Source organism: Mesorhizobium sp. M2E.F.Ca.ET.219.01.1.1 (genome assembly GCF_004016445.2).
Classification (GTDB): domain Bacteria; phylum Pseudomonadota; class Alphaproteobacteria; order Rhizobiales; family Rhizobiaceae; genus Mesorhizobium.
Genome location: NZ_SADT02000001.1, coordinates 23367 through 37532, shown reverse-complemented (window position 1 = coordinate 37532; position 14166 = coordinate 23367). Strand labels below are relative to the sequence as shown.

The 14166-nt window shown below is 60.9% G+C and carries 8 protein-coding genes; 7 read left to right on the top strand and 1 reads right to left on the bottom strand.

Annotation, left to right across the window (positions count from 1 at the left end):
* The 3 genes from EN862_RS00110 to EN862_RS00100 all read left to right on the top strand — a co-directional run.
* On the top strand, positions 1 to 457 hold a 457-nt coding region (locus EN862_RS00110), incomplete at its 5' end, for a M10 family metallopeptidase C-terminal domain-containing protein (protein WP_189401041.1).
* A 67-nt stretch (positions 458 to 524) separates the two neighbouring features.
* Positions 525 to 2243: a type I secretion system permease/ATPase gene (locus tag EN862_RS00105; protein ID WP_127868879.1), complete on the top strand. Its 1719-nt coding sequence runs from the start codon at positions 525 to 527 to the stop codon at positions 2241 to 2243.
* Between the two features lie 7 nt (positions 2244 to 2250).
* Positions 2251 to 3603 carry an HlyD family type I secretion periplasmic adaptor subunit gene (locus EN862_RS00100; RefSeq protein ID WP_127868880.1) on the top strand — a complete coding sequence of 451 codons (1353 nt, stop codon included), beginning with the start codon at positions 2251 to 2253 and terminating at the stop codon, positions 3601 to 3603.
* Positions 3604 to 4230: 627 nt separating this feature from the next.
* On the opposite strand, the gene EN862_RS00095 is transcribed toward EN862_RS00100, so the two are convergent.
* Positions 4231 to 4626 carry a hypothetical protein gene (locus EN862_RS00095; protein WP_127868881.1) on the bottom strand — a complete coding sequence of 132 codons (396 nt, stop codon included), beginning with the start codon at positions 4624 to 4626 and terminating at the stop codon, positions 4231 to 4233.
* A 243-nt stretch (positions 4627 to 4869) separates the two neighbouring features.
* On the opposite strand from EN862_RS00095, the gene EN862_RS00090 reads away from it, so the two are divergent.
* The 4 genes from EN862_RS00090 to EN862_RS00075 all read left to right on the top strand — a co-directional run bounded on the left by EN862_RS00090 (position 4870) and on the right by EN862_RS00075 (position 14057).
* Entirely contained in the window at positions 4870 to 5214 is a 345-nt protein-coding gene (locus EN862_RS00090) for a peptidoglycan-binding domain-containing protein (RefSeq protein ID WP_127868882.1), read from the top strand.
* 43 nt (positions 5215 to 5257) lie between these two features.
* A complete protein-coding gene (locus EN862_RS00085; protein WP_127868883.1) occupies positions 5258 to 5530 on the top strand; it encodes a hypothetical protein in 273 nt (90 codons plus the stop codon).
* Positions 5531 to 5715: 185 nt separating this feature from the next.
* A complete protein-coding gene (locus EN862_RS00080) occupies positions 5716 to 10977 on the top strand; it encodes a hypothetical protein (protein ID WP_127868884.1) in 5262 nt (1753 codons plus the stop codon).
* Positions 10974 to 14057: a hypothetical protein gene (locus tag EN862_RS00075; RefSeq protein ID WP_127868885.1), complete on the top strand. Its 3084-nt coding sequence runs from the start codon at positions 10974 to 10976 to the stop codon at positions 14055 to 14057. The genes EN862_RS00080 and EN862_RS00075 overlap by 4 nt, the downstream gene beginning before the upstream one ends.
* The last annotated feature ends 109 nt before the right edge of the window (positions 14058 to 14166 follow it).

Genomic DNA, 14166 nt, shown 5'->3' with positions numbered 1-14166 from the left:
CACGCTCTCAGCCTTCGAGAACCTGACCGGCTCTGGCTTTGGTGACACGCTGACCGGCAGCACGGCGGCCAATGTGATCTCCGGCCTGGCCGGCGACGACCTCATCAATGGCGGCGCTGGCGCCGACATCCTCATTGGCGGGATCGGAAACGATCGTTTCATTTTCAAAGCAATCGCAGATAGTAACTCGTCAGGCTGGGATACGCTTAACGACTTCCAACATGGAGCTGACAAGATCGATGTTTCGGCAATCGATGCCAATGCCTCTGTAGCGGGAAATCAAGCTTTCTCGTTCGGAGGTCAGAACACTAGCGTCGTTGCTCACGCGTTAACTTGGTTCGAGGATGGGACCAATACAGTAGTACAGGCTGACGTGAACGGTGATTCCGTCGCGGATGTCATGGTCGTTCTGTTAGGAAAGAATCTGAATCTGGCTCAAAACGACTTTGTTTTATAGGCGGTCATCGGCGTGATGCTGGAATTTCCTAGTGTGATCGCGCACAAGGGAGGGAGAAGCTTCGAAGATGAAAAGCAGCATAATCCACATGGGCGTCTTCTCGGCAGCCACGAATGTAGTGATGTTAGTTCTGCCTCTGTACATGCTGCAAGTATACGATCGCGTATTGCCGGCGGCAAACCTGGACACACTAGCCTATCTAACTTTGCTTGCCCTTCTTTCGCTCTTGCTCTTCGGAGCTATTGAAATAGTTCGCGGGGTATACGCAAGCCGCCTTGCCGCTCGGCTGGATGTATCGTTGGGCTCATCTTCTTTCCTGGCGGCGATGCGAGGGCCGCGCGCAGGTCTTGGTGACGTCCAAGCACTGCGCGACTTGACCACCGTGCGAAGCTTCATCGCCTCAAGAACCGTGTACCTTCTTTTCGACCTGCCCTTCGGTCCAATCTTTATAGGCCTGCTCTATTTCGTCCATCCTTGGCTCTTCCTTGTGACCATGGCCGGGGCGGTTCTTTTGCTCTTTGTCGCCGTGCTGAATCAGGCGGCAAGTTCGTGGGCCAGTAGGCAAGCGGCGGAGTTTCTTGGCACCTCAATGAATTCGGCGCAGGCGTTTGCGCGAAATTTTGAAACAGTTCGCGCGCTGGGGATGGTCTCGAACGCAATAGAGTTCTGGGGCACTCGTTTTTCTGACTCGCTTCGCGCCACCGACAAAGTTGCTCGAATCAACGCATTTTATGGCGGAATATCTCGAACGGCACGGTCGGTACTGCAGATCGCGATTTTGGGCGTGGGTGCCTATCTGGTTCTACATAGCGAGATGACTGCCGGAATGATCTTTGCGTCATCGATGTTGTCCGCGCGAGCACTGCAGCCCCTTGACCAGATCATCGGAAGCTGGCGCCAGATAATCGAGGCCAAAGGTGCATGGAAACGGCTTTCGGCCTTCCAATCTAAGTCTGGGAAGGAAGGAGTGGCATTGCCAAGCCCAGACGGGATCTTGGGAGCAGAACAAGTTATCTACTACCTTCCGGGTTCCGCCGATGGTGCGCCGCCGTTGATAAAGCGTTTGACGTTCGAGGTTCCCGCCGGGCAAGTGGTCGCGGTGGTAGGGCCGAGTCAGGCTGGAAAATCGACCCTTGCACGCCTGCTGGTAGGTGCAATTGAGCCCCGCTCTGGGGCGATCCGCGTCGATGGCGGTGATATTCGGAACTGGAATCCCGAAGAGCTCGGGCGTCAATTTGGGTACCTTCCGCAGGATGTTGAACTTTTCCCCGGGACCATAGCTCAGAATATTTCACGTTTTGAACCTGACGCATGTGACGAGAAATTGATCCAAGCCGCCCAGCGTGCCCATGTGCATGAGCTCATCCTCGGTCAGAGAGACGGATATTCCACGATGATCGGCCCAACCGGTGTCCGGCTGTCAGGTGGTGAGCGCCAGCGGATAGGACTTGCTCGCGCTTTCTACGGCGATCCCAAGATACTGGTTCTCGATGAACCGAACGCAAATCTTGATTCCTCGGGGGAAGCCGCACTCGAGCGAGCAATCACGGAGGCACGTGTAAGAAGTACAACCGTGCTCGTTATTACCCATCGGCCCTCGCTCGCCGCTATCTGCGATCGCATACTTATGCTGCGAAATGGCCAGATCGAGATCTACGGACTAACATCGGACGTGCTCGGCCGGCTCGCCGAGCAAAGAGGCCAAACGCGCGCATCCAAGGTTTCTCCGTCGCACGACAACGAAGGAGTAGTGCCGTTCCCTTCGCCTGCTCGCGCTGAAGGGTAGGCGCCCGATGAATGCTACAAGCCATACAATCCAAACGGATGCTACCTCTTATCGCTGGCAACGGAAGCTTATTACACGCACAGGTCGGATCACGTTGGCGGGGTACGGAAGCATAGTAGTCTTCCTGCTCGGTTTCGGATCTTGGGCTGCGACTGCACCAATCGCAGGCGCAACAATAGCGCCGGGAGTGATAGCCGCGGCAGCAGGTCAGAATGTCATGATCCAGCACCTCGAAGGAGGGGTGATTAATAGCATCAGAGTTCGAGAGGGCGACAGGGTTATGCGCGGTCAGGTTTTGATCGTGCTCGATCCGACGCTGGCGCAGTCTCAACTCAACCGCGTCATCAAGCAGTGGGTCGCCCAAAAAGCTGAGATCGCACGCCTCGAGGCCGAGCGAGACGGCCTTGAACGGATCGAGTTTGCCCGTGACATCACAGCGTATTCCGACGCTTCAGTGTACAGAGAGATCTTTGACGAACAAAACAAGGAGTTCCGGGCCCGGCTGGCTCGCTATGCTGCGGAACAGGAGATACTGAAGCAGCGAGTCGCAGCCCTTGAGGATGCAATAATTGGGCTGAAGGCCCAGAAGAAAGCCGCAGAAAATCAGCTGGATATCGTGAACCAAGAAACGGACCGAAAAAAGGGTCTCCTGGAACGTGGCTTGACCAACCGATCTGAATACACAGATCTTCTCCGCAGTACCGCCGAACTGGTTGGTCAAGCGGGTTCTCTAGAGGCGCAGATCGCAAGCTCCACAACTCAGACGGTTGAAGCACGTCAGCAAATTGAACGCCTTACAACCAGCCGGGTTGAGGATGCTGTCACAGAGTTGAACAAAGCGCGAGCGCAAGTAGCCGACCTTGAGGAGCAAATGAACGCCGCTCGTTCTATTTTGAATAGAACCACGATTCGGGCACCGGTTGACGGCATCATTGTTCGGTCGCTGTTCAGTTCCGAAGGCAGTGTCATCCGTCCTGGCGAGGCCGCGATTGAGCTTCTGCCAACCACCGATGATCTAATTATCGAAGCGAAGATTAAGCCTGAAGACATCGATTCGATCCGGGTGGGGCAAGAGGCCAACATGATGTTCACGGCGCTCAACGCCCGTACGACGCCGAAAGTACCCGGGAAGGTGTTCTATGTTTCCGCAGACCGACTGGTTCCTACGAGCACGGGGGGGCAGCCCTACTATGTCGTCCGGCTCAAAATTGCGGGGAAGTTGCCGCCGCAGGTCAAGCCCGAACAGGTCTACCCAGGGATGCCGGTGGAAACCTTCATCTCGACGGGTGAACGAACTTTTTTGGCTTATCTCACCAAACCGTTGAGAGATTCGTTCGGGCGCGCTTTTCGAGAAAGATAGCATAGATTTTGGGCTTCCATGCGAGAAGCGTAGCCTGCCGCCTTCGTCGGGGGATCGGATTTCTTCGAAGTCCGCAGGGGATGAAAGCACTTAGCTATGCTCGACAGCTCGACAGAACTGAGACAATTCTTAAACGGCGACGGGATTCGTGCAGCCTCCGGTTGTTGCGGGCTACGTGACTTCCATAGCCGAACGTCTCGGTACGCTTTCTAAACCGGCCATCCAGCCCACTTCAGACTACCAGTCTAGTCCAGTCTGATCCAGATCGAACGAGCGGCAGCTTTGCGCCGCATCTCGGCCGTAGAGGTCGGCTTCGCAGCTTCCTGAAAGCGGACCTTGCTGGCGATGAGGCCGGAGGTCGTGGTTGCGCCTCATGTCGGCCATTCGTGCGTAGTTTTCCAACCATCGTAAGCTGTCGTCGGCAGCAACAGCGTCGCAGTGTCCCCTTGCGCATGACCTCGTCGCCAAGTCGCTTCACTGGCTGCGCTCAAATTTACAAGAGGTGAAATAGGATCGCTTTTTCCTTCTCCGTCGAGGCCTCAACACCATTCGGCCGCGCAATGTTTTTGTCGCTGCCTTTATGACAGACCGCGCGCCACATTCGCCCTTTCCTGCTTTCCGCAGACGTTAGACTGCAGGTACAATTTCAATGCACCTGAAGGTCGTGTCGCCTTCCGAGATATCCGACGCCAGAGTCACAGTCAGCCGATAGCTGCCGACTGGGAAGGGTCCGACGGATGGCTGCATCAGTGCGCCGGCCTTGCCTGCTGATAAATCCTCTTCGGTATAGTCCGCAGTATCGCCATCCACATCGCTGTCGAAGACGACGTCGTGGTCGACATCGTCCGAGCCCGGACAGCCCTCCGGAATGCTGGTGACGACCAGGCGATCGAGGAACGCGCTCAGATCACTGGCGCCGACGTTGAACGCCGACCACTGCACGCGAAACGCCTCGTTGTCGTGGATGATAGCCTTGTCAGGGGTAATCGGATTGTCCGGGTTCACGAAAGCGACGGAAACCATGCTCTAGCTCCAATTTTTTGGGAGAAGAGATCAAGAACCAAAAAGAAATGTGTAGGCACTTCGTATAATATATGATACCAAATTTCTAATTTAAGCAAGTCTCAGGTTCTAGTGTCGAGGCGGTGGAAAAATTAAAATCTTAAATAATAGACGCACATCCCACCATCACCAGACTTGTTATCCGGTTTGCTTTTTGTTGCCTGTCTATGTCATCACTAAGTGCGAAATGCGGAGGGGTTCGGCATGCCTTTTAATCAACCGGTAGTTCAGCTCGGAGACGCCGGCGATGAAGTCGCTAGGCTGCAGGAAGACTTGATCGCTGTGGGCTGTTTTTCCGACGCGGCGGATGGGTCTTTCGGGCAATCGACCGCGGATGCGGTCCTGTTGTTCCAAGAGGCGGTTAGCCTGGTCGCCAACGGCATTGTCGATGAAGCCACATGGGCCGTCCTCGAAGGCCCGGAGCCGAGTGAGGAGCACTCGATCGACATCTCCGACCTTCCCGGAATGACTCTGGCTGCGAGCCACGCCTCGGATGAGACTGCGGACGCCTACCTCGCTGAACTCGGGGTCGAGCCTCGCAACGGGTGACAAGCGATAGACCTACAGAACCTTCGAGTGCGGGAGAGGCAAAATGGCTTGTGAAATTCAGAAAGTCAGCGTTGTCGTAGCTCTGGCAAACGCTGTTGCTTCGACGCCCGGCGTCGCCTTTGGGGCCGTTGCCCCGCCGCTTGAACCGGCGTTGGCGTTGAGAATGTGGCTTTCCTGGGCAGGGTTGCTCGTGGCGCTTGGCTTCCTTAGCAAGTGCCTTGAAGACAGCGGGCGGCAAGAGGAGGCCGAAGCCGTCAAACGAGAGGTGGGCCGACTGCGCCAGGAACTCGACACCCTCAAACAGCGGACACAGTAGTTCGGCGGCAAAGTCCCTGACGGGCCGGCGACGCGCCGCCGCATCCAAGCGGGCGATCCACGCTGCTCATTGATTTTGTTGATTTCGCAAAAAAGTGCACCGACGTGTTCGCGCCGGTGAATTTCCTCAGATCGATCGGCTGAGCCGCAGCTTGCAATTCGAATTGGTCAGAGAGGCGGGATGCCATGGCCGTTGCGATGTTTGACTTCCTCAAGGCGCTGATTCCGGGCACTTTCGAGCGGATCGTGCTCCCGCCCGAAATAGGCCAAATCCTAAACCACCTGTCGACGGATCTCGGGCTGCCTGCCGGACCGCAGGCAGCACCCATCTCGGGCAACGTCAAAGCCTCCGCCAATGACTCGGCCGGGGGTTTCGCCAGGCTCGACATCGATCCTCTTGGCCCTGAGATCTCCTTTGACCTGCGTATCCTGGGTCCAGCGGCAAATCCAACCGGATTTCAGTTGGACCTGAAACCAGCCGATGGTCTTCTCAAGCTTCCTGCCGCATGCGCTCCGGCCAAGGTCCAACCGCAGGCGGGCGGCCGCACACTGGAGGCCGACCCGGCGGCAGGCGGCAGGCTGAAGCTGACACTCAATGGCGCCGACCCGTTGGCGATCAGGATTGAGGGGAGCATCGGCCAACCGGCACGACAGGGGATCGTCGCGCTGGACGCCGCAGAGTCCGGTGTCCTCACCGTCGCAACGGCGCCGACCGCCTTCTTCCTCGGCGCTCAGGGCTTTGGTCTCAATCTGGCCGGCGGGCTGATTGTCGACTCCTCCGAGCAGAATGCTCCGGCGCCTGTCACTGGCGGCATCGGCGGACCCGCGCCGTCTGCGACACCTGCCTGGCAAGGCGTCGCCATTCGCAATGCCGAGCTATTCCTTCCGCTTGAGACGCCACTCGTCGGCTCGGGCCCCATCCCGGTGGAACTCGATCTGGGCATGCCGAACGGCCTCTATGGACGAACAGAAGCACATGTTGCCGAGGACGGTCCCAGGCCCGCTTTCGACGCGACCATCGTGTGGGACGACCCGGGCGCGACCTCGCTTGGCTCGGCCTTGCCGGCGATGGTGGAAATCCGCACGACCTGGAATCTGGACTCTGCTGCCGGTCCACCCGGCGTCGGCGCCATCCAACTGCTTGGCGGCCGGCCGCTGCGTGTTACGGCCCGCTTCGCACGCAAACCAGGGACGTCCGATTTTGATCTCGGTCTCGTCGTCGAAGCTGGGGGAGACCAGGGGTTGCTATCAGTCAAGGGCTCGTCCGTAGCTGGCAAGGTCGTCGTCACTGCCGCGGCACTTGCGACAGCCTTCATCGCCGACGCCAAAGCGCCCTCTGCGGGCCAGACCAAATACGATGGTTTTGGGGCAACCCTCCACGCGCTGTTCGTGGCGGCTGCTGGTCTGAGCGCTTTTCTAGATGACGGCAACGTCGTCGTTCATGCAGTCGAGATAGACGCGGGCCTTGGCTCGGCCGGAACCAAGCTGACGCTGCGCGTCGACTATAGCGTAGACGTAATGGTGAAGACCATCGACCTGGGCTTCATGAGCATCGGTATGAGACCCGAGGTGCCGATGCGACTGCGCTATCGCAACGTCCGACTCTTGGTCGACTTCGCCCAGACAGGCCTCGAGCGTTTCCATCTGTCGTTCGGCGAAGCGGACGTCGACGTCGAGGATCCGGGGGGCTGGCAAATCCAGTCGCCGGGTACCCTCAAGGACCTGTTCGACGTTCTGGGTAGCCGCTCTGGTCGCGGCTCGCAATGGTTCGAAGTCGACCTGCGCTTCGCGCTCGACCTAGGGCCGGTGAAGGTGAGCGGCGCCACCGTGCGGGTCACGCTCGGCGCCAATGGTTCGCTCAACCCCGAACTGCGGGGCCTGGACGCCGCGATGACCATGCCTGGGTTGTTCGAGGCGAGTGGCAAAGCATCTCTAGGCGCCGGCCAGCTCGATCTCGCGCTCGCCGCCAAGATCGTTCCGCTCAATGTCGCAGCCTTTGCCAGCGTCACATATGTGGATTGCGGCGCGGGCATCAACGAACTGTTGTTCGCGCTAGGTGTGGACCTGCCTGGTCCGATCCCACTCGCCAACAGCGGTTTGGGGCTCTACGGGCTTGGCGGCATATTCGGCGTCAACTCTGGCTTCCCATCACCCGCGCCGGATGCAGACCCGATCGAGTTCTACCTGGGCCAGGATCCGCTCAAGACCGGGTTGTACACCTGCCTGCCTGGCAACAGCGTCTTTGGGCTTGGCGCCGTCGTCGGCACTGCGCCCGACCTCGGCTTCACGTTCAGTGCCAAAGGGGTCGTCGTCATCGGTGTGCCGGACTTTGCCCTCCGCGCCAGCCTCCAGGGACGCGTGCTTTCGCCGCGGGTCATGATGACCGAGGATTTTTCCGGCGCGGCCGTCGGTCCCTCATTCAAGGGCTTGCTCGCGGTAGAGCCAAGCGCCGTCACCCTTGCGATGCGCGGCCACTATGAAGTGCCGGTCCTGTTCACCATCGACGTCCCGTTCGGCGCGCGCTTCCCCAAGAGCAAGCGCAACTGGTTCGTGCGCCTCGGTTCGGATGGGCAGCAGGGCCGGGGGCCTGGTCCGATCCAAGCACACATCTTGCCCGACATTCTCGATATCAATGCCTGGGCCTTCTTCATGATGGAGGGCGACGGCATCCCAAGCCTGGGCGGCGTCTCGGGACTGTCACCGACGGGACTCGCGCTTGGGTTCGGCGCCGGCTTTACCGCCGTCTATGGCATCCCACTAATTCATCTCGACGTCTCAGCTTCGGTGATCCTCGCGCTTGGCACGCGGCCGCTTCTGCTCGGCGGCCTTGGCCACCTGTCGGGAAGCCTCCATCTTGGACCTGTATCGATCGGCGCGAGCGCCGACATTTCCTTCCTCATCGCTCCTTCGCTGGGCGATACCTGGGTCAAGTTCGAAGTCTGCGGGGAGGTCGACCTGTTCTTCTTCAGCTTGGAGGGCTGCGTCACCATCGAGCTAGGGCAAAAGGGCAACATTGTTCCGGATCCGGTGGATTGGCCGCTGGAATCGATCGCGCTCGCCGACCATCGCTATACCAAGTTGGCCGACGCGATCCGCTCGTCGGCGCAGCCACCGCTGGCGCAACTCCCCATCGTGTGGCCGGACGTGATTCCGATCCTGCAGTTCACGAACGGGCCGGCCGACGGACTGCAACCGGGTCCGTTCAAGGACAAGCTGTTCTGGAACGCGGCGGCAGTCGGGACCGGCGTCGTGGGCAATGACCGGCTGAGCTACACCTATACCCTCACGAGCCTGACCTTGACCGAAATCAATCCCCAGACCGGCGCGGAGACTGCCGTGGCGGGGCCGCTCGAAGCGGCCTGGCAGCAGTCGAAGGCCGGCGCGCTCGGCGAGCCGGGCGCGCGCGAACTTGCGCTGCTCACATGGGAATCTCATTTGTGGACCCGCAAGCTGCTCGACGGTGCCGCCAACGATCCCAACGATCCCATTCCGGCTATTCCCAATCGATGCCACGACAGCTTCTTCGCAAAGCCCGGCTGGGCGCTTGGCGTTCTTGGACATCGACACGCGCCCGGCGACAGCTGGGAGATACCGACGGAACGCCAGCCTGGGCCATTCGCGTCAGTATTTTCAGTGACGGTCGCGACCGAGTGGTGGGGCGTACAGATCGACGATCTGACGACCCCCATGATACCGCTTGGCTTCCCGATGCGATTACCCGCTCCATTTGTCTTCCGCATGCCAATCGAAGGCATGGGGCGTAGTTTCGATGGCGCGCTCGATCTGCTCCACGTGGTCGACCTCCCCCTCGATCGTCAGCCTGACGAGATCGGCCGCGGGATCGGCGAGGTTCCGGTACACGTCATGCTCGGCTTCTCGGAGCCGCTGCGCGATATCCAGCTCGCGCTTCACCTTCCGCTCTGGCCGCGTGGGTTCGCGGATCGGCTGAAGGTAACATTGTTCGGACCGAATGGCGCGATTTTGGTTCCCAAGGTCGGCGAAGACCTGCCCGGGATCGGCGACAGCGTGGTTCGCGGCTATGAGCAAGCGGGAGGTCCTTTCACCGCACTCCAGCTCGAGTATCACGCCGCCCTTGCGCCCCAGGTGCTCGGCCTCTGCGCGGTGACCGAGAGCGAGGCGAAGGCCGCCAATGCCGCAACGACGGCCGCCAACACCGTTGCAGACGACGTCTCCAAGAAGTCAACGGCCGTTACGCCCCGAGCGATGCTGAAACCGGACAGGATTTATCGTATCGATGCCGGTTTCACTGGCAAGGGACAACGCGAGGGGACCGCTGGCGACGAGATACCGCTTGGCGCATCCTACTGGTTCCGGACCGCCGATATGTCCGGTCCCGCGCCCAGCAAGGGTAAGCAATATCTCCAGGATGTCCCCGCGGCCGAGGCGGTGCAGCACTACAAGGAATTCGTTTTCGCTCCAGCCGTGCACCAGAAGAAGGACAGGTTCGATCCCGCCTACCTGGAGCGATACATTCTATCGTGGATGCCGCAGGACAAGACCCGTCATTGGTTCCTGAATGACCCGGTTGGTGTCCAGCTCGAAGTCAATCACGTTCCGGACCTCGCGGCGGTATATGACCATGACACGATTGTGCGTGTGCATCGCACCGATCCGACCAAGGGGCGCCCCGATCCGTTCGAAGTGCAGGAATTCGACAAGTCGAACATCTGGCAGGCGGCCGTTTCCCTGTTCCATCCCGAGGCAGATCTGCGCCTCCACGCAGCATCCATAGTTGCCGGGGCCTGCCCATACCCCTCGCCGGGCGCCACGCTGGGAGGACGTCCCAAGCTGCAGCCCCTTTCCGACTATGAAGTCTCGCTCGCCTTCCCATTTCTCGATTCCGCAAACAGCGGGCTGACGGGTGGCACCACGATCCGGGGCGGGATCTTCGGTACCTCGCGCTACGCAACGCCGAACGACTTGTTGGCCGAGCTTGGCTTCGGCGCCGGCACACTGGCAGGCGACGTCGCGGTGAAGCGCCTGGCTGTAGCCGCCGGCGACGTCACGGCTGACGGCGCGATCGAGCGAGCCCTTGCCGCACTTGGTCTCGGCCGGATGGCGCCAGTGCGGGAAGCTCGCAGCCTCGCTCTATGGACCAAGGTTGGACCCTTGTGGGCGCTGCACGGCGTCCTGCTCGAAGCGCCAGAACCGATCCATCGCCCGCACACGCTCGGGCTTGCCAATTTCGAAGGCAGGATCAAGGTGAACGCGCTGAGCTGCGGCGGCCAAGTCCTTGAGGCGGTGCTTCGATCGTCCTCGGGTGACCGGCTGCTCTTTTTGACCGGCAACCCCTTTGCCCCCGCCGCCGCCCTCAACCTGGCGGTGAGGATGCAGGACGTTCCGTTGGAAAGCACGACTGCGGCGGCCGATGGCGTCCTTGCCTGTCCGATATCCTCATCGCCCGCATTCGCGGAGGATCTGACATGACCACGAATGTTGCCCCTGCGTCGTTCTTTCGCGCCAGCGCAATTGCCGCCTCCGGAGTTCCATGGGTCGCCGACGGCTTCCACCTGCGGGTCAAGCTCAATCCCTGGATAGGCTTTCCCCTGCACTCGTTCGCGGCCTGGCGGCTTGAAGTTTTCGAGACCGAAGGGCCGACCGTGCAATGGCGTGACCAGTGGGGCAAAGCCTTGACAATGCCCTTCGACCTGGAGCGTGTCGGCGGCTATGCCGAGGCGGCCGTGTACGGTGTCCCGGCAGACGAACCCTACATTTGGATAGAGATTGATGCGCAGGATCGGGGACTTCGCATTGATCTCCTCGATGGCCATGTCGGTGCAAGCGGTGGCGCGCGGATCGTTGCAAGTCGCAGCCGCGGCCCGTTCCGCTTCGGTCATACCAGCATCATGCGGCTACGCGCAAAGGGCGCTGGGGCGATCAACGGCATCAGCGCCATGTCCCAGGCGCGGCTCGCCATTCGCGAATTCATCGAACGCAAGCCGGACCTCACATTCGGCTTGCCGCTTCCCCGCAACGACTGGTTCGTCCCCGATCCGAACCTTGATCCACTTGATGCGGCCCGCCAGCGGCTGGAGGTTGCAGCACCGACCCGCCTCAGCCCCCCAGACAATCCAAAAGGGGAACTGCCGGACGACACCGACCCGGGCGAGGAAACCAGGCGCATCCTTGAGCGTATTGCACCCGAATTCGTGGATCCCTGGTTGCGACAAGGGTGGGCTGACCGGGGCAGGGCGCCGACCCACGCGCTGCTGGGCGATACCACGACAACGCCAACCAATCAGCGGCTAGAGGCCCGCGCCCCGGTAACCCCGTCATTGCTGACTATGGCGATCGATCCTCAGATTGCCCGCTATCTCGGTCTTTCAGCCACAATCCCCTTTGGTGAAGCCAAGCCACCAGAGCCCGCCAATACCTGGATCATCGGGGCGCGCTGGGCCGTGCAGCTCAAGCGCGTGATCCGGTCAGCCAGCAATCCCTTCGGCGTTCCGGTCACCCTTGGCGACTTGCTCAAGGGCTCGTTGGCCCCGGCCGGTTGGCTTGACGGCATAATGGGCGGCTACTTTCCCGAGGCAGACGACATCATAGCGGACTTGCCGAACCGGCCGGAAGAAGGTCACGGACCTTGGACGCATCTTCCCCTCCTTGCAGTGGCTGTGGCCGCCGGCGACGCGCCGCCGGATCCGCCTGACCCCTTCAGGCTCGCCTCTGCCGGGGCAGGCGGCTGGAACCCGCAAGCCGACCCCGCCAATCCGGGGTCTGGGACATGGCGGCAGGTGATCTCGCTTGGCACCAGCCCGGCTCGGGGCATGGTCGGCTTCGCCCGTACCAAACCTGATGGTCCCTTGCCGCTTCACCGCTTGGAACCTCCGGCGGGTGAAGGCTTCGTTTCCCGCGCCCTTCCGATCGTGCCTAACTGGGCCAGCAACAACCAACGCCTCGTCGAGGATCGCAATGTCCCAACCGACCCAAACGGGGCGAGTTGGACGATCTGGCAGTCCGACGAGTTCGGTCAATGGTCCGCCGGGGCCCCATTTTCGCAGAATCTGCCGCCACGACCCAAGCCGCCCGAGCCTGTGGTTGAGGCTAGTTACCGCGCCAAACCTGAGGACGGTTCCGTAGGGCAGCGTATTCCCGGCACTTTTCGCCTCAAGATCGATATCCCGGACCTCGCGCGCACCGAACCTGGTGGCCTGCCCGTGGCTGGACTTCGCCTGAACGTTGACGGGGTCGACCTTCCAGAAAAGGCGGCAGTACCCGGTGGCAGTGTGATCGTCGACGCAGAACCCAAACCTTTTGGCGTTGGCGAGCAGCGAGATGTTCCAATTGTAGTGACCTTCGTGGATGCGGGAGGTGGGTTGTCTGCCGCGCGGCTGATGTCCTGCGCTGCGTACGACGCGCGTGCCCCGAAGGCCATCCCAACCTCCCCTGTGGTCATCTGGAGCAGTCAAAGTGATGCTACGGGTCAGGCTGAGCTCGCTCTGAAGTGGCCGCCTCGCGAAGGAGCCAGCCGCTACCGGATTTATCTCGGTGACGCACGTCGCCTGGCTGGAGCACTCGGCGCGCCTTTGGCTGAGTCGCCGATCCGTGCCGCGCAGGCGAAACCGATTCACCTCGCGAGCGCGCAGCTCAAAAATAAGGTTGTGTTCACTTATCTCGGTGAAGCCTCTGGTTCGACGGCGCCTGACGGCCTGGTCCATTTCTCGACGCGCATTCCAGGTGGGCTGCGATCCGTCCAGTTCATCCGCGTCGTTCCAGTCAGCGCGGGCCACGCCGAGCCTGCCTTCGGCGCCTGCGGCCTCGTGCCGGTGGCTGTGCCAACGGTCGACCGTCCACCGCCGCCGCTGCTCGATGCGCGCACCGAACCGGCTGTCGGGCTCACCTTGACGATCCGGGCGCGTGGTCTACGACCCGATCTGCTTGCTGCCGCGCCCGGTGGGTCGCCTGAGTTCCGCCTGCGGCGCACCAAGCGCGACATTGACCGCCGTTTTGCCCCGGTCTGGACAGCCGGTCAATTGGCAGGCCCGGACGCTGATGGGAGTTGGACTGGGACGGTGGAAGTGCCTCCCGACAAGCTTGTGCCTTTTGTCGAATTGTTCTGGTATGCGGAGGTGCGCTATCCGCCGGAACCAGCGGTCCCACCGGGCGAGGCTCCGCTGCCGGCGGACGGGGGTGTCGGACCGCTCTGGGGAGCCATAGGCGATGTCTCGGAAGGGCTCTGGAGCGAACCGTCACTCGCAGCGCAGTCGCGGCTCGTTCCACCCGATGCGCCAGACGCTCCACCGGAGCCGGCAATCACCCGCGAGGCAGACGGCTCGGTCAAAATCACCATTGCAGAGCTTTCCGGTTTCCAGGCAGGCCCCGTGCCCTACAAGTTGGAGGTTTATCGGAGGGACCCTGGCCTTGTCATGGCCCGCCTGGATGCGATCGACATAGTAGCTGCAGAACTTACCTGGACCGATGCTGCACCGGTCCCGCCGGGCGCAATCTACGACCTGGCCGTGGTCGATCCTATTGGTCGTCGCGGTCCGACGACTTCGTCACAATAGACAGGGTGGCCACAAACCAGAGCGGCCACTCGCGTTGGCCTCGCCGCCATAGGGCTGGGGAATGAAACGCAAAGGAGGCGATCAAAGAAATGGGGCAGTTGGTTCTTAG

What these genes read in the sequence shown, in the direction of transcription:
- EN862_RS00105 (WP_127868879.1), top strand. Translation starts at nt 525, where the DNA reads ATGAAAAGCAGCATAATCCACATGGGCGTCTTCTCGGCAGCCACGAAT.
- EN862_RS00100 (WP_127868880.1), top strand. Translation starts at nt 2,251, where the DNA reads ATGAATGCTACAAGCCATACAATCCAAACGGATGCTACCTCTTATCGC.
- EN862_RS00095 (WP_127868881.1), bottom strand. Translation starts at nt 4,626, where the DNA reads ATGGTTTCCGTCGCTTTCGTGAACCCGGACAATCCGATTACCCCTGAC.
- EN862_RS00090 (WP_127868882.1), top strand. Translation starts at nt 4,870, where the DNA reads ATGCCTTTTAATCAACCGGTAGTTCAGCTCGGAGACGCCGGCGATGAA.
- EN862_RS00085 (WP_127868883.1), top strand. Translation starts at nt 5,258, where the DNA reads ATGGCTTGTGAAATTCAGAAAGTCAGCGTTGTCGTAGCTCTGGCAAAC.
- EN862_RS00080 (WP_127868884.1), top strand. Translation starts at nt 5,716, where the DNA reads ATGGCCGTTGCGATGTTTGACTTCCTCAAGGCGCTGATTCCGGGCACT.
- EN862_RS00075 (WP_127868885.1), top strand. Translation starts at nt 10,974, where the DNA reads ATGACCACGAATGTTGCCCCTGCGTCGTTCTTTCGCGCCAGCGCAATT.